15 protein-coding genes are annotated in these 16830 nt (G+C 33.3%); 11 read left to right on the top strand and 4 right to left on the bottom strand.

All coding sequences use genetic code 11. The annotated features are described in order from the left end of the window. From deoC to EI427_RS06815, 4 genes are all read left to right on the top strand, one after another. Positions 1-666: a deoxyribose-phosphate aldolase gene (gene deoC / locus EI427_RS06830; RefSeq protein ID WP_126613011.1), complete on the top strand. Its 666-nt coding sequence runs from the start codon at positions 1-3 to the stop codon at positions 664-666. Positions 667-689: 23 nt separating this feature from the next. After that, positions 690-1835 (top strand): phosphopentomutase, encoded by a 1146-nt coding sequence (locus tag EI427_RS06825; RefSeq protein WP_126613009.1) that lies wholly within the window; start codon positions 690-692, stop codon positions 1833-1835. Positions 1836-1850: 15 nt separating this feature from the next. Next, complete coding sequence (gene deoD, locus EI427_RS06820; RefSeq protein ID WP_126613006.1) at positions 1851-2555, top strand: purine-nucleoside phosphorylase; 705 nt, start codon at positions 1851-1853, stop codon at positions 2553-2555. Positions 2556-2707: 152 nt separating this feature from the next. Then, positions 2708-3208: a hypothetical protein gene (locus tag EI427_RS06815; RefSeq protein WP_126613004.1), complete on the top strand. Its 501-nt coding sequence runs from the start codon at positions 2708-2710 to the stop codon at positions 3206-3208. Positions 3209-3268: 60 nt separating this feature from the next. On the opposite strand, the gene EI427_RS06810 is transcribed toward EI427_RS06815, so the two are convergent. From EI427_RS06810 to pdxA, 4 genes are all read right to left on the bottom strand, one after another. Next, the gene (locus EI427_RS06810; protein WP_126613002.1) at positions 3269-3448 is read right to left on the bottom strand and encodes a hypothetical protein; all 180 of its coding nucleotides are present in this window, start codon (positions 3446-3448) and stop codon (positions 3269-3271) included. A gap of 173 nt (positions 3449-3621) precedes the next feature. After that, positions 3622-4086, bottom strand: a complete 465-nt coding sequence (locus EI427_RS06805; protein WP_126613000.1) for a Fur family transcriptional regulator — start codon at positions 4084-4086, stop codon at positions 3622-3624. Continuing rightward, positions 4086-4532, bottom strand: a complete 447-nt coding sequence (locus EI427_RS06800) for a DUF3299 domain-containing protein (protein WP_126612998.1) — start codon at positions 4530-4532, stop codon at positions 4086-4088. The genes EI427_RS06805 and EI427_RS06800 overlap by 1 nt, the downstream gene beginning before the upstream one ends. A gap of 38 nt (positions 4533-4570) precedes the next feature. After that, positions 4571-5923, bottom strand: coding sequence for a 4-hydroxythreonine-4-phosphate dehydrogenase PdxA (pdxA, locus tag EI427_RS06795; protein ID WP_126612996.1), 1353 nt, complete (start codon positions 5921-5923; stop codon positions 4571-4573). Positions 5924-6266: 343 nt separating this feature from the next. On the opposite strand from pdxA, the gene EI427_RS06790 reads away from it, so the two are divergent. The 7 genes from EI427_RS06790 to EI427_RS06760 all read left to right on the top strand — a co-directional run bounded on the left by EI427_RS06790 (position 6267) and on the right by EI427_RS06760 (position 16789). Beyond that, positions 6267-6671: a hypothetical protein gene (locus tag EI427_RS06790; protein ID WP_126612994.1), complete on the top strand. Its 405-nt coding sequence runs from the start codon at positions 6267-6269 to the stop codon at positions 6669-6671. A gap of 9 nt (positions 6672-6680) precedes the next feature. Further along, on the top strand, positions 6681-10175 hold the full coding sequence (locus tag EI427_RS06785) for a T9SS type A sorting domain-containing protein (protein WP_126612992.1): 3495 nt from the start codon (positions 6681-6683) through the stop codon (positions 10173-10175). A 220-nt stretch (positions 10176-10395) separates the two neighbouring features. Continuing rightward, on the top strand, positions 10396-10902 hold the full coding sequence (locus EI427_RS06780; protein ID WP_126612990.1) for a hypothetical protein: 507 nt from the start codon (positions 10396-10398) through the stop codon (positions 10900-10902). A 166-nt stretch (positions 10903-11068) separates the two neighbouring features. Further along, the gene (rsmA, locus tag EI427_RS06775) at positions 11069-11851 is read left to right on the top strand and encodes a 16S rRNA (adenine(1518)-N(6)/adenine(1519)-N(6))-dimethyltransferase RsmA (protein WP_126612988.1); all 783 of its coding nucleotides are present in this window, start codon (positions 11069-11071) and stop codon (positions 11849-11851) included. Positions 11852-11968: 117 nt separating this feature from the next. Further along, positions 11969-13087 (top strand): DNA-processing protein DprA, encoded by a 1119-nt coding sequence (gene dprA, locus EI427_RS06770; RefSeq protein ID WP_126612986.1) that lies wholly within the window; start codon positions 11969-11971, stop codon positions 13085-13087. A 4-nt stretch (positions 13088-13091) separates the two neighbouring features. Beyond that, complete coding sequence (locus EI427_RS06765; protein ID WP_126612984.1) at positions 13092-14219, top strand: glycerate kinase; 1128 nt, start codon at positions 13092-13094, stop codon at positions 14217-14219. A gap of 227 nt (positions 14220-14446) precedes the next feature. After that, positions 14447-16789, top strand: a complete 2343-nt coding sequence (locus EI427_RS06760; protein WP_205727908.1) for a M1 family metallopeptidase — start codon at positions 14447-14449, stop codon at positions 16787-16789. Positions 16790-16830 lie beyond the last annotated feature (41 nt).

The following is a 16830-nucleotide window of genomic DNA, read 5'->3' as shown; positions in this document are numbered from 1 at the left end:
ATGAGTATTGCAAAATATATCGATCATACAATTTTAGCAGCCAATGCTACAGAAGCACAAATTATTCAACTTTGCAAAGAAGCAAAAGAGTATAATTTCTTCTCTGTATGTATTAATTCTGCTTATGTTCCTCTTGCAAAAGAGCATACTAATGGTTCTGATGTAGCAGTATGTTCTGTTATTGGCTTTCCTTTAGGACAAATGGATACAGCTTCTAAAGTATTCGAAGCCAAAAGTGCCGTAGCAAATGGTGCAGACGAAATTGATATGGTTATTAATGTAGGAAAAATGATTGACGGAAAAACTGATTATGTTCAGGAAGAAATTCGTCAGATCAAAGAAGCAATTGGTTCTAGAGTATTAAAAGTGATTTTAGAAACTTGTTACTTAACAAAAGAACAAATTGTTGAGGCTTCTAAATTATCTGTTGCTGCAAATGCAGATTTTGTAAAAACATCTACAGGTTTTGGAACAGCTGGTGCTTCTTATGAAGATATTCAATTGATGAAAGATGCAGTTGATGGAAAAGCAGCTTTAAAAGCTAGTGGTGGTGTTCGTGATTACGAAACTGCTCAAAAATACATTGATATGGGTGTAACTCGTTTAGGTACTTCAAGCGGTATCAAAATTATTCAAGGCGGTACTGCTGACGAAGGAAGTTACTAATCTCATTTAAAAAATATACATTTATGATTAATAGAGTTGCTTTAATCGTATTAGATAGTGTTGGTATTGGCTTTAGTAGCGATGCCGATGAATATGGAGATAGAGGTGCAAATACTCTAGGACATATTGCTGACAGTGCTGGGTTAGATATACCTAACATGCACGAAATGGGTCTTGGTAACATTGCTCCACTCCATGGTTTACCACCTATGGGAACTACTTCTGCAGCCTATGGCAAAGCAAAAGAAGTTTCTAAAGGAAAAGATACTACTACAGGACACTGGGAAATTGCTGGTCAGATTTTAGCTGAAGCATTACCTACTTACCCTAATGGTTTCTCTGCTGATATTATGGAAGCTTTTGAGAAGGCTACAGGCAAAGGTACTTTAGGTAATAAAGTTGCATCTGGAACAGCAATAATTAATGAGCTTGGAGATGAACACGTTTCAACGGGTAAATTAATTATTTACACTTCAGCTGATTCTGTTTTTCAAATTGCAGCACACGAAGAAGTTGTTCCTTTAGAAGACTTGTACCGTTACTGTGAAATTGCTAGAGAACAACTGAATGTTGGCCGTGTAATTGCTCGTCCATTTATTGGTAAAGAAGGTAATTATGAGCGAACTTCAAATCGTCATGATTATTCTTTAGAGCCTGCAGAAAATATGCTTACTAGAATTATTGCTTCTGGCAAAGATTCTATTGGTATTGGCAAAATATATGATATTTATGCGGGCAAAGGTTTTACAGATCATACCTATACAAAGAATAATACGGAAGGTATTGATAAAACTATCGAGTTTTTAAAACAAGATAATGAAGGCTTAATCTTCACTAACTTGGTAGATTTCGATATGCTATTTGGCCATAGAAGAGACCTCATTGGTTATAGAGACGCCCTTGAATATTTTGATCAAAGATTACCAGAAATCACTGCTGCTATGAAAGATGATGACATTTTGATTATCACTGCAGACCATGGTAACGACCCTATTTTTAAAGGGACTGATCATACAAGAGAACATATTCCAATTTTAGTTTTCGGTAAAAAAATCAAACCTGTAAACATTGGTTTCAGATCAACTTTTGCAGATATTGGAACTACTATTGAAGAACTTTTATTAAACGAAGCACCTACTACTGGTAGCTTTGCATCTATGATAATTTAAAAGACACATAATAACATGAGTATTCATATTGGCGCTAAGCCTGGAGATATCGCTGAGGTTGTACTTATGCCTGGCGACCCATTAAGAGCTAAATTCATTGCAGAAAATTACTTAGAAGACGCTGTTCAATATAATAACGTACGCGGAATGTTAGGTTTCACAGGTACGTATAAAGGACATAGAATCTCTGTACAAGGTTCTGGCATGGGAGTACCATCAATTGGTATTTATGCACACGAACTTGTAACAGAATTTGGTGTAAGGAAATTAATTCGTGTAGGTAGCTGTGGTTCTATGCAACCACATATTAAGCCTAGAGATTTAGTGATTGCAATGTCTGCATCTACAGACTCATCATTTAATCAAAATAGATTTGGAGGTAAAGACTACTCTCCTGCTGCAGATTTCAAAATGCTTTCAAAAGCAAATGAAGTTGCAGAAGCAAAAGGGATTGTTCCATTCAATGGTAATATTCTTTCTTCTGATGCTTTCTATGGTGACGATGCTGACGAGTGGAAAAAATGGGCTAAATATGGTGTCCTAGCTGTAGAAATGGAAACTACTGCTCTTTACACAATTGCAGCTCAATTTAACGCACGTGCTTTAACAATTCTTACTGTTAGTGATAGTTTGGTAACTGGTGAAGAACTTTCTTCTGATGACCGCCAAAATACTTTCACAGACATGATGGAAATTGCTCTAGAAACTGCAATTGCATAATTAGTGATTCTAATTTAGAGTTAAGAATCCCCATAGTCTTTTATATGTAAAGATTATGGGGATTTTCTTTTTAAACTTATACGAATTAACAGAAAATATTAAGTTGAAAAACTATATTTGCAGAAGAACAAACTTTCAAACAAATCACTCCGATGAAATATATAAAATACCTATGGACCCTATCATTATTTATTTACTTGGGTCTTAATCTTTTAGCATATATCTACTTCCCTGATAGCGGTGTAATGGTATTACATGCTACAGAAGCTTCTCAAGCAGTAATCATGAGCAAAAGTGATTTCTTTTATGCATCTATGGGTACATTATTATTTGTAGATGTTGCACTCATAATTCTTGGCGGAGGTATTTTACATTTGCCTAAACCTCTAATTCTACTTCCTAACAGAGATTTCTGGTTAAAGACAAAAGAGAATAGAGCTTTATTACTTGAAAAAACAAAAGGATGGACAAAAGGGTTAGCTACATTATTCAATCTTTTGATGCTAACAACTTTAGGTCTTATATACGGTACACAAGGTCATGACATGGATGCTATTAGAGTAGAATATTCTCCTCTTATTGTCTCTGTGCTAATTTTGATTTGGATTATCAGTATTTTTCCAATTTTCAAAAAGCCATCAATAACAGAATAGTTTATTCTGTACCTAAAAAAAAGCTGTTAATCTAATTGAAAAGATTAACAGCTTTTTTTATTAATAAGTCTCAGATGGAACGTCTCCTATCGGATTTTCAGGCAATATTGGACGCTCTTCTATTGGATGCTGAGGTACTTCTGCAATTGGATTTGCTGGTTTAGCAGGTTCATACTCAGTATTAGAAGTAGTACAAGATAACAGCCCTAAAAATGCGATAGATAATAATATTCTTTTCATAATGGTATTTTTATTTTGTTTATATACCATTTAACGTCTCATTAAAAAATCAGTTTAGATTACCACGCTCTAATATTATTCTAATATGACATATCGTTATCTCAAAATGATTTTCATAAATACATAAAAAAAGCCTTTAAGTTTCCTTAAAGGCTTTTCAAAAAATAGGCTATTTACTGCACTACTTCTTGTGTTTTATTCTTCTTTCCTTCGCAATCTTCTTTTTTACAGCTTCCGTAGAAATTTAATGAATGACTTTCTATTTCAAAATCATAAATCTCTTCAACCATCTGCTGAATTTTTTGAATACGAGGATCACAGAATTCTAAAATCTTATTACATTCTTTACAGATAAGATGGTCATGTTGTTTAAAACCATGTGCTTTTTCGTAAAGTGCTAAGTTCTTTCCGAATTGATGTTTCGTAATAAGACTACAGTCAAGTAAAAGATCTAAAGTATTGTAAACCGTAGCTCTACTAACTCTGTAATTTTTATTTTTCATGTTGATATACAAAGATTCAACATCAAAATGTCCTCCTCTACTGTATATCTCTTCCATAATTGCAAAGCGTTCAGGAGTTTTTCTTAGCTTTTTCTCCTCCAAGTACTTTACAAATATATCTTTTATCTCTTCCATTAATCTATTGTTTCTACTTCAACGGCATCTTTTAATTGGTAAATCATACCAGTGGCATCTCCATTTAATTTGAGTATACCTTTAAAAGTTACTGTTTCATCATTTACTTCTCTTGGAACATCCATAAACACTTCCATTATTGTTTCTGGTCCTGCTCCTCCACAAAAAAAGCAATTTGCAAAAGGGTAATATGATATTAACATCGAATTTTCATCATCTGTATCAATTGGTAAAACAAATCCCTTAATTGATATCTCCTTTCCTCCTAATTCTCTAACTTCTTCAGAGAAAATTGGAAAAGGAACTTTCATTTCTAATTCTTTATCAAACTTGTCTTCCCAGTCAATCTTTTGAAGTGTTAACCAGATGTCTTCTTGACTTTGAATTAGACTAAAAGAAGATAAGAAAATTGAAATAATAACTAAACTTAATAAGTTCTTCTTCATTTTATAAAAATAAGAATTCTACTTGCTTAAATTATCCCTTAATCATTATTTTTTTCTTCTGTTGGTGCACCCTCACTTTTGTTAGGAAAAGGAGGTCTATCCTGATGATTTTTACGAGGTTTCCAATGCTCTTTATTTTGGTTTGGACGTCTATCAAAACGTCCTCCACCTTGCTGTTGATTTTTAGCTTTGTTCTCAAGCATTTTTTGTTGCTTAGTAACTTGAGCTTCTTTTCTTTCTCCAGCTTCTAATTCACTTAAATCAAATTCTTCTTCACCCTCTCCAGGTTTCAGTGTTTTCTGAACCTTGATTTGGTCTTTACGATCTTGAAGTAATTGCTTTGCATTTGGACGAATCATATTAGTGATTTCACCATCACGAACTTTTACTATATCAACGGCTTGCATTAATGCTTCTCTAAAAGAAGTCTCATCTGCAACACCTTTACCAGCTATGTTATATGCTGTTCCATGATCTGGAGATGTTCTTACTATAGTTAAACCAGCAGTATAATTCACACCACTTTCAAAAGCATGTAATTTAAATGGGATAAGCCCTTGATCATGATACATACAAAGTACGCCATCATAATTTTTAAAAGCCATTGTACCAAAGAATCCATCGGCAGGGAAAGGTCCAAATACAAGGTTTCCTCTTTTCTTAAATTCTTTAACTACAGGTCCTATTACATTAATTTCTTCATCACCTAATAAGCCATCTTCTCCTGCATGCGGATTTAAACCCATAACAGCAACTTTTGGTTTAGTAATGCCAAAATCCTTTTTTAATGAATTGATTAACACCTTCAATTTAGACGTTACCACTTCTTTTGTGATTGCAGCAGAAACATCTTTTAAAGGGATATGACCTGTTACAACTCCAACTCTTAAATCTCCAGCACATAAAGTCATTAAAGTATCTCCTCCATCTGCATGGTTTTCTTGATAATACTCCGTATGCCCAGCGTGTTTAAAGTCTTCGCTTTGGATATTCGCTTTATTGATAGGTGCAGTAACTACAGCGTCAATAGTATTTGTGTTTAAATCTTCTGATGCTCTTGCAATAGATAAATAAGCACATTTTCCTGCTTCATCTGTAATCTTACCAGGTTCTAATTCTTGAACTTCAGTCCAACAGTTTACTACATTAATCTTCTGATCGTGTAAGTAACTATTGTTGTTGTACTGATGATACGTAAATTCTTCTATACCTAATATACGTTTGTACTTTGTAAGAATACGACCAGAGCCATATACAACAGGTGTACAAATGTTTGTAATTCGTTTATCCTGTAAAACCTTTACGATTACTTCGGGACCAATTCCATTGTAGTCTCCGATTGTAATACCAATACGAGGTTTGTCAGATTTTCTATTTTTAATGTCTTTCATATTATTTCCGATTGGACAATATTGTTCGTTAATCGAATACTTAGTATTTCTAATAAGTCGGTTAAATCAAAAGTAACACTTTATCAAAAAAATTATATCATATAAATACTATAATTGTCTTAAATATAAAGATAAATGTGATATCAGAGTGGTGTTATCCGATAATTCTATCATTTATTAAAACAACCTGATCACTTCTAAAGCCAATACGATATTTCAAACTTTAATATATGTTAGAATTGATATAGATTCACATAACAAATTGCAATAAATTTACATTTATTTCCAATCTTTGTCTAACCTATTGATTCTAGTATCTTTTGGGGATTTCAAACAATTATTTATGACAAAATCTTACCACTTAATTTTATTCTCTTTTCTACTATTTTTTTCTTGTATCAAGCAAGGTAAAACATCTTCTATATCTACAGAAGTATTGAGAAAAAATGCGTCTTCTTTCTTAAAAGGAGATGATATTAAGATTGAATCTTCATCAGATTTAAATTTTTATTTGTGCACTACTTTTAAAGAAATGAGCACTAATAATCCTGTTCAAAAAGTGGAATATATTTTACTTGATAATAATGGTAAGCCTACTTCAATTAAAGGAAAGTTAAACAATAGTAAAATAACTTTTAAAGACGACAAACATCTTATTATTACACAGTTTATGGGTGTCGCTACAAATACGTCAAATGTACGAAAAAAGGAAATAGATATTTACAGTATTCTAGAACCTGTTCAATAATACTATCTTATGAATAAACTTTACACAAAAATACTCCTTTTAGGTATAGTTGGTGCTGTGTTATGCAGTCTTTATTTTTATCAAAATGATAAAGGTGAAAAGACGGTATATGCATCAAAGGATATATTTAAAACTGAATATATAAAGAAGAAAAAGAAAAGAGAAAATGGTTATGCTAAAGCAGATCAACCTGATAAATTTCTTGAGGTTCTTCGTTCAATGAAAATCCGTAAGGGTGAAAAAGCCCCTCAATATAATATTGGGTATCAAGAAAAAGAACTTGCTTTAGCCAAGGTGCACGATCAAGACTATTTCTCCAATTTTAGAACTAAAGCTACTGCAGAATGGACTGAAAGAGGTCCTGCTAATGTTCCCGGACGAACACGTACATTAGTTGTAGACCAAAATGATAATACTAATACTACTTGGTTTGCAGGTTCGGTTAGTGGTGGTATATGGAAATCTACAAATAGAGGCGAAAGTTGGGATGCTAAAACAGACAACTTGCCTAACTTGTCCATTTCTCATATCGTACAATCTACAAGTAACCCGTCTACTTTTTATGCCTCTACAGGAGAAGCATTTGGTAATTTAGATGGAATTTTGGGGAATGGAATTATTAAATCTACAGATAGTGGAGAAACATGGACTTCTTTGGCCTCTACCATTGAAAATGATGATTTTCAGATTTCTAACAGAATTATAGTAGACCCTACTGACGAAAATACCTTATTAGTTTGTACATCAAAAAATCCACTCAGAACAAATAACCGCGAATCTTTTATTCTAAAGTCAATAGATGGTGGTAATTCGTGGAATAAAGTATATACAGGTAGTAATTTCATTCAGCAAATTATTGCAGACCCTACTGATTTTACTATTCAATATGCTACAATTGCTTACGTTGGTATTGTAAAATCTACAGATGCTGGTGCTACTTGGGAACAAGTTGGTAGTAATATTTTTGCTTCTGGACGGATAGAATTGGCAATATCACCTGTTAACTCCGCTTACATCTATGCTTCTATTGCAGGAAACGGCTCTAGTAGTACCGATGGCAATGTGTATGTTTCTATGGATACTGGCAGTACTTGGGAAAGAGTTGATGCCACTACAAATGAAGAATATTTAGGTGGACAAGGTTGGTATGATAATACGATCATGTGTCACCCATTCGATAAAGACATTATTTATGTTGGAGGTGTAAACTTGTGGAAATTAGAATTAACAGAAGGAACTGCTAGCTCTGGAGAGTTTACAGTTGTTTCTGATGCTTATGGAGAATATGATGGAAATAATGGTTACTCTCAAGTTTCAGGAAGTGTTGTTCACGAAGGTATTCACCCCGACCATCATTCTTTACAATATATCACAACATCTGCCAACGCATTTTATATCATAAATACAAACGATGGTGGTGTTTACTATTCTAAGTCTGGAACTAACCCAGGCGAATTAGAGGGTGATTGGACTTTTGCTGGACTTGGCTACAACACCACACAGTTTTATGGTGTTGATAAACAATCAGGGCAAGATAATTATATCGGTGGCTCGCAAGATAATGGTAGTTGGATATCTTCAAATAACCCAAACAATACCTCAAGTTATAAAAGATTTCTTCCGGGCGATGGTTTTGAAGTTGCATGGAACAGTAGTAATTCTGATTTATTATTGGGTAGTGTATATAATAATATCATTCTTAAATCTAACAATGGTGGCGATAATTATTTCACTTCTAATACAGGACTTACAGATCTTGGAGAAAGTGCACCTTTCGTTACTAAATTAGCTTACAATAAAACAGATCCAAATACTGTATATGCAGTAGGAACTTCTGGTGTGTGGAAATCTACTGATTTTGCAGACAACTGGACGTTATTACCAATTTCAGAAAAATGGATTATTAATAGTTTTATTGATGTAAAAATAGCCAATGCATCTACAGATGTTCTTTGGGCAGGTGCATATATGTCTAATGATTACAGAGTACATGTTTCTAAAGACAAAGGAAACTCTTTCACTCCTGTTGAGAATTTCTTAGTAAATGGTATTGAGATGGGACCTATTTCTGGTATTGGTACAAATGCTTTGAACCCTGCCTCTGCTTTTGTGTTGTTCTCCTTTGCACATGCTCCTAAAATTATTAGAACAAATGATTATGGAAAAACTTGGACAGAGCTTTCTGGTTTTAGCACAACAGGTGCCTCTAACAATGGCTTCCCTGATGTTGCCGTTTACGACGTAATTACAATGCCTTATAATGACGAAATTATTTGGGTGGGAACAGAAATTGGTATTTTTGAATCTACGGATGATGGAGAAAATTGGCATAAATTAGCAGGTGGTTTACCTTCCGTTTCTATTTGGGATTTAAAAATTGTAGACAATCAAGTAGTTGTTGGAACACATGGTAGAGGAATTTGGTCATTTGATTTAGCTGAAGTACCTCAACCTACAATCACAAACTTCAACGCTACAATAAACACTACTATTGTAGATTATTCAATTTCTTCTTCAATAGATTCAATTGCTATTTATAGTGATTCGGGTAGCTACCTTGTCTCTATCCCTAACACAGTAGATGCAGGTGAAAATACAATCGAAATTTCTACGGAAGAGTTAAATGGAAATACAACTATTCAATTAATCAGTTACTTGGATGGAGAAAAATATAAATCAGTTTATAAAACAATAGAATCTGTAGAATATAAAACTGCTCAAACAGAATATTACGAAGATTTCAGTACTTATTCGTCAATTAATGATTTCACAGGAGATGCATTAGTATATAATGACAATGTTGACTTTTTTGAGTTAGGTGGTTTTCATTCTGAACACGATTACTCTAATAATTTCATAAAATACGCCTACCTTAAAGTTCCTATAATAGTTGGTAGTGAGCTGTCTCATTTTGCCTACACAGATGTAGCAATGATTTCTACTGACGATGATTATGTAGCAGTTGAAGTGAGCAAAGGAGGTATTGAATGGATTAACCTCACAGGAAATTATGATGCCTCAGCAAACGATGACTGGGAGTATTATGCTAATCAAGGTTCTAATGGGGCACAAACATTAGAAGTTACACATAACTACGACTTAAAAGACACTTTTTCTGAAGGTGACACTATTCTTGTTCGTTTTAAAATGAGTTCTGATGATAGTAATCCTAACTGGGGTTGGGCAATAACAAACATCAATATTCAAAGTGATAATCCAATCTTATCTTTTGATGATAAAAAAGAGACGACCAGTATTAGAGTATACCCTACCGAAGTATTTGATAAGAAAACAACACTTGATATCTATTCTCAAAAAACTGAAAATATCAAATACAGAATCATTGATTTAATTGGTAGTACAATGCACGAAAGTGAAGAAATTCTGGTTCAGATTGGTGCTAATAAAATTCCAATAGATCTTTCTAAATTTAGAATGGGCATTTATATACTAACCGTAGAGTCTACTAATTCTCAATCATCTTATAAATTTATTATTCGATAATTGAATACTAGATCTTCTAAAAAGAAAAGCATCATTATTAAACGTAATGGTGCTTTTTTATTTTTTACACATCATATAATTATATATATAACAAACTGATAAATAGAATACTATAAAAATAGCGATTAGAATTTGTTCACAAATAACAATTGTCTAACCCATTACTAAGGTTGTCTTTTAAGTGTAAATAATGACATTCACCAAATAAAAAACAACAAGTATGAAAAGGTCAAGTATTCAAAAAATTACATTATTTTTTATAACATTTATCAGTTTAATATCATTACAATCTAATGCACAATCTAAAGCTTCTAAAAGAGATAAAGACTTTACATTAACAGCAGGTAATTCAATTAGATATAGTGCTCCATTAAAAGGTTTTGAAACAGATTTCAATTATGGTGTAGGTGTTTATTTAGATATGGATTATAAATTAACAAAAGGGTTATCGCTAAGAGGAGACTTTGGTTGGAATGTATTTAAAGGAAAAAGAGTTAGTGATTACACTATTACTCCAGATATGAATGATTGGGAATTCTCTGGTGGATTAAAATATAAACTTTCTATACTTTATGTAGAGGCTTTAGCTGGTTATAGAACTGGATTTGAATCTGTAACTTATGCACCAGGTGCAGGTATAGAAGTTGGTAATTTTAATATTGGTGCTAATTATAATATTATAGATAAAGATAGATTCGTGAGCTACAAGCTTACTTTCTTCTGGTAGAAAGAGTAATCTTTTAAGATATAGGCTAATAATAGTTGTTGCTATTATTAGCCTTTTTTTATACCCTAGGATGACAAACGTATGTTAGGTAATTTGTTTTGTTGATGTAAAAGCACGTTTTTTACAAAAAATTAGAGGTTTTCCTCACCAAATTTAAAATAATAATATGACCAACGTTAGACCTAAAAAGCATTTAGGACAACATTTTCTTGACGATATGCAAGTTGCAGACGATATAGTTAACGCAATGACGCAACACGGAGGTTACAATGAAATATTTGAAATCGGTCCGGGTATGGGAGTTTTAACCACCCGATTGATGAAAAAAGAAGGGATTAAAACTACTGTTGTAGAAATTGATTCTGAATCTGTTGTTTATCTCGAAAATGAAGTTGGCTTACCAAAAGAGCAAATTATCGAAGGTGATTTCTTAAAATTAGATATTGATAAAATTGCCCCTCACCCAGTTGGGCTTATCGGTAACTTTCCATATAATATTTCTACGCAAATCTATTTTAAAATACTTGAACACAAAGATCAGATTACTGAATGTGTGGGTATGATTCAAAAAGAAGTAGCTCAGCGTATAGCAACAAAAAAAGGTGGCAGAACTTCTGGAATCTTAACAATACTTGTTCAAGCATTTTTTGATGTAGAATACTTATTTACGGTTCCTCCAGATGTTTTTATTCCACCTCCAAAAGTAGAGTCGGCTGTAATTTCTCTAAAAAGAAACGATCGTAAAGAATTGCCTTGTAAACAAGAAACATTCTTTAAAGTAGTAAAACAAGCCTTTAGCACAAGAAGAAAAACACTTCGTAATGCTTTAAAACCTTATGGTTTACCGGCAGAAATGCTAGCTGAACCTCTATTTAATAAACGTGCTGAAGAATTATCTGTAGAAGATTTTATCGATCTCACGTTACGTATTGAAGAGACAAGAAAATAATAGAAAGCACCTCAATTGAGGTGCTTTTATTTTTTAAACAATTTTTTGTTTTATATATAAACATTGTTTAGTAATTTGGTAATCGAAAATAATATTAGCGATTTACATTACTAAAACATGACCGAAAGCAAATTACACGAACTATGGCTCAATAGCATTTCTGGTATTGGAGGTGCTACTTGCAAATTATTGATTTCTCATTTAGGCAGTGCAGAAGCTGTATTCAAAGCAAATGATAGTACACTATTAAAAATTAATGGTATTGGTGAAATAACTGCCAAATCTATTGTAGCATCACGACAAAGAATTAATGTTGCCGAAAAAGAATTAGAAAAGGTTGTCAAATCAAATGCTAGAGTACTCACCTATTTGGACGATGAATTTCCTAAAAGGCTGAAACTTCAAAAAGACGCTCCCTATCTTATCTATGTTAAAGGAAGAGCGACTGGTTTAAATTCACAAAAAAACATTGCCATTGTTGGCTCTAGAAATGCCACTGATTACGGAACTCATATCACTCAAAAAATAATAGAGAGAGTAAATCATCTTAAAGGCGTAAATATAATTAGTGGATTGGCCTATGGAATAGATATAGCGGCACATAAAGCTGCTTTAAAAAATAATATTGGAACTATTGGTGTTATGGCTAATGGTTTAAATCTTGTTTATCCTTCCATCCATAAAAATACTGCTCAACAAATGCTGACTGATAATCAAAGTGGGTTAATTACAGAAAACCCCATGGATGCACAGCCTGATGGACCAAAATTCCCTGCCAGAAACCGAATTATTGCAGCTTTAGCTGATGCTGTTATTGTTGTTCAGGCAAAGAAAAAAGGTGGAGCGTTAATAACTGCTGATATTGGTAATAGTTATCATAAAGATGTATTTGCAGTACCTGGGTTAATTACTGACCCGCTTGCAGAAGGGTGTAATAATTTGATTAAACATCATAGAGCAACTTTGTTTTCGGATGTAGATGATTTTATAAAAACAATGAATTGGGATACAACTACTCCGTCCCCTTCAAAACAAATGCATCTTTTTCAACCTCAGGATTTAGACCCTTTAGAACAAAAAGTTGCAGCATCAATTCAGAAGTCTCCACTACATATTGAAGAAATTTCTATACAATCTCAAATTCCTTTAGCTAAATTGGCATCTACATTATTACAACTCGAATTAAAAGGGGTAATAAAAATGAAACCTGGTAATATTTACACATTAAACACTTAATCTCTTGAAAATAGTAATTACTCCTAATGCTTTTAAAAATAGCCTTTCTGCAAATGAGGCCGCACAAATAATTAGAAATGCATGGTACGATATAAGACCCAAAGACACTGTAATTTCTAAACCAATAACAGATGGTGGAGAAGGTTTTTCTAAAATACTTTCTGATGAAAAAGACGGAAAGTTTATACAAATAGAAACAAAAAATGCAATTGGAGAACCTCACCTTTCTGGTTATGTAAAAATTAATAAAGCTACAGCTGTAATTGAATTAGCACAATGTTGTGGATTACAAACGCTAGCAAAAGAGAATTACAATGCTTTAGAAAGTAATACCGAAGGGTTAGGAATAGTAATAAATCAGGCACTCGAAGATGGCTGTACAGAATTTATTATTGGCTTAGGAGGCAGTGCCTCTACTGATTTAGGATTAGGTGCTTTATCTGCTCTTGGTGTAAGGTTTATTACTTTTGAAGGAAATGAGATTATACCCAATGGAAAAAATTTAGATTTAATCCAAGATATTGACTTTTCTACGTTAAGTACAAAAATTAAGGGTAAGCACTTTTACCTAGCAGTTGATGTTAAAAACATCCTTTTAGGAAATAATGGTGCTGCTAAAACTTTTGCCCCTCAAAAAGGGGCCAATAAAACTGAAGTTGATTTATTAGAATACAATCTAAGTCATGCAAGTCAGTTAATACATAGACGAACGGGCAAAGAAGTTCAACATATTGAAGGTGGCGGAGCTGCTGGAGGAACAGCTGCTGGGTTTTGGGCTTTTCTAAATGCTGAAATAATGGATGGAAGTCAATTTATTATGGAAGTACTTGGTTTACATAAAGCTATAGACAGCGCAGATTTAGTAATTACAACTGAAGGAAGATTGGATGAACAATCTTTAAAAGGCAAAGCTCCCTATGCCATTGCAAATTATGCCGAAAAAAAAGAAAAGCTCTGTATTGCTTTTGTTGGAGATAATAATGTAAATCATATAGACGATCTCCCTTTTTACGCTATTTATAGTGTAAACCCTTCCCTTGTTTCAATAGAAGAAGCGATAAATAAAACAGCTGAAAACTTAAAATATAGTATACATCAATTTGCAAAGGTGATTTCTATCACTAATAAATAGATGCGTTAACAGTTTTTAAGGCATTGAAATAATAAAATTATTAAATTTTTATCAAATTGCAGGTTAATAATGGAAAATGTATTCTATTGAAAATTACGCTGGTATTTGTTCATCTTTAGAGTATATAAAATCATTATCAATCTTGAATAAATAGAATTTCTATCTATGAAACTTTTGATTGTGTATGATCCATTTTTTAAACTTTCAATTTTCAACTTCTCCACATAATGACAAAATTCACCAAACTAATCGTTTTGATGCTTGCTACTTTTGCAAGCACGAACTTAGCCTTTGGACAAAATGAGTTCTACAACAATAACAAGTTCAAGCAACTTGATGAGGAACTTCCAACACCCAATGTATACCGTACAGGTTCAGGTGCTCCTGGCCATGAGTACTGGCAACAAAAAGCAGATTACGTAATTGAAGCATCAATTGACGAGAAATTACACAGATTAACAGGTGCTGAAACAGTTACCTATTTTAACAACTCTCCTGATGTTTTAACTTACCTATGGATACAGTTAGATCAGAACATGAGAGCTACAGATTCTGATACTTATAAGATACGTCAGAACAAAGTTGGTAAGAAAACTAATATTAATCAGTTAGCTGCAGTAGATGGCTTCCCTGATTATGATGGTGGACATAAAATCCAAAAAGTACAAGATGCTAATGGTAAAGATATTTCTTATACTATTAACAAAACAATGATGCGTTTAGACTTGCCTCAACCATTACAACCGGGTGAGCAATTTTCTTTTAGCATTGATTGGTATTATAACATTAACGACCGTCTTTTAATGGGTGGCCGTGGTGGTTACGAAACTTTTGCAGAAGATGGTAATACTATTTATACTATCACGCAGTGGTTTCCAAGAATGGCTGTTTATGATGATTTTAACGGATGGCAGCACAAACAATTCTTAGGAAATGGTGAGTTCGCTTTAGCTTTTGGCGATTATGATGTAAAAATCACAGTCCCATCTGATCATATTGTTGCCTCTACTGGTGAATTACAAAACCCTGACGATATCTTATCTGACGAAGAAAAGAAACGTTTTGAAGAAGCAAAAACAGCAGACAAACCTGTTGTAATTGTAACGCAAAAAGAAGCAGAGAAAAAAGAAAAGACAAAAGAAAGCGGAACAAAAACGTGGCACTATAAAGCTACTAATGTTAGAGATTTTGCCTTCGGTTCTTCTCGTAAATTTATCTGGGATGCAATGGGTGTAGATATTAATGGCAAAACTGTAATGGCAATGTCTTACTACCCTAAAGAAGCAAACCCTTTATATGGTCAGTATTCTACAGAAGCAGTTGCACATACTTTAGAAGTATACTCTAAGCATACAATTGACTACCCTTATCCGGTAGCGATCTCAGTTGAGGCATCAAACGGTATGGAATACCCAATGATCTGTTTTAACTATGGTCGTCCAGAAAAAGATGGTACGTATTCTCCTCGTATTAAATACGGAATGATTTCAGTAATTATTCATGAGGTGGGACATAACTTCTTCCCTATGATTATCAACTCTGATGAACGTCAGTGGACTTGGATGGATGAAGGTTTAAACACTTTCTGTCAGTATTTAGCAGAACAAGAATGGGAAGAAAACTATCCTTCTCGTCGTGGACCTGCTGAAAATATTGTCAATTACATGAAAGGTGAAAAGAACAACATTTCTCCTATCATGACAAATTCAGAATCGATCAAACAATTTGGTAATAACGCTTACGGAAAACCTGCAACAGCATTAAATATTCTAAGAGAGACAATCATGGGTCGTGAACTTTTTGATTATGCTTTTAAAGAATACGCTCAAAGATGGGCATTTAAACACCCTAAGCCTGCAGATTTCTACCGTACAATGGAAGATGCTTCTGCAGTAGATTTAGATTGGTTCTGGAGAGGTTGGTTCTTTACTACTGAAGCTGTAGATATAGCTATCGAAGATGTAGAATACAAAGAACTTGATACGCAAGACCCTAAAGTTGAAGAGAAAAAACGTAAAGGTGAAAGAGATAACCAACCAAAAGATATCACTTCGATTCATAACGAAGAGGTTAATCTTGGAAGAAGAGTTGATCGTAAACCTGAATTAAAAGATTTCTACAATTCTTATGATGAGTTAGATGCTGACTATGAAGATTACGAAGCATATAAGAAATATCAAAAAGGATTAAATAGTAATGATAAAGCATGGATTGCTGCTAAAAAATATGTTTATCAAGTTAAATTCAAAAATATTGGCGGTTTAGTAATGCCTATTATTATTGAGTTACAATACGAAGATGGAACATCTGATAAGAAGTATATTCCTGCTGAAATTTGGAAAATGGACGACGAAGTTGTTTCTAAAGTATTTGTTTGTGACAAGCCTGTTGCTCAATTAGTAGTAGACCCTAATAGAGAAACTGCAGATATTGACACGGAAAACAATTACTTCCCTAGACAAACTCAAATCAGTAGATTCCAGCTTTATAAATCAGGTGCTAGTCAACCAAGAACGTATGATAGCGGTCAGTTGAACCCGATGCAAAAAGCAAAGAAAAATAAAAAGTAATTCTTGTCTTATCGGCTCACTAATTTAAGTGGGCCGATTTT

It is taken from the genome of Flammeovirga pectinis (assembly GCF_003970675.1).
GTDB classification, from domain to species: Bacteria; Bacteroidota; Bacteroidia; order Cytophagales; family Flammeovirgaceae; genus Flammeovirga; species Flammeovirga pectinis.
This window is presented reverse-complemented; position numbering and strand designations above follow the sequence as displayed.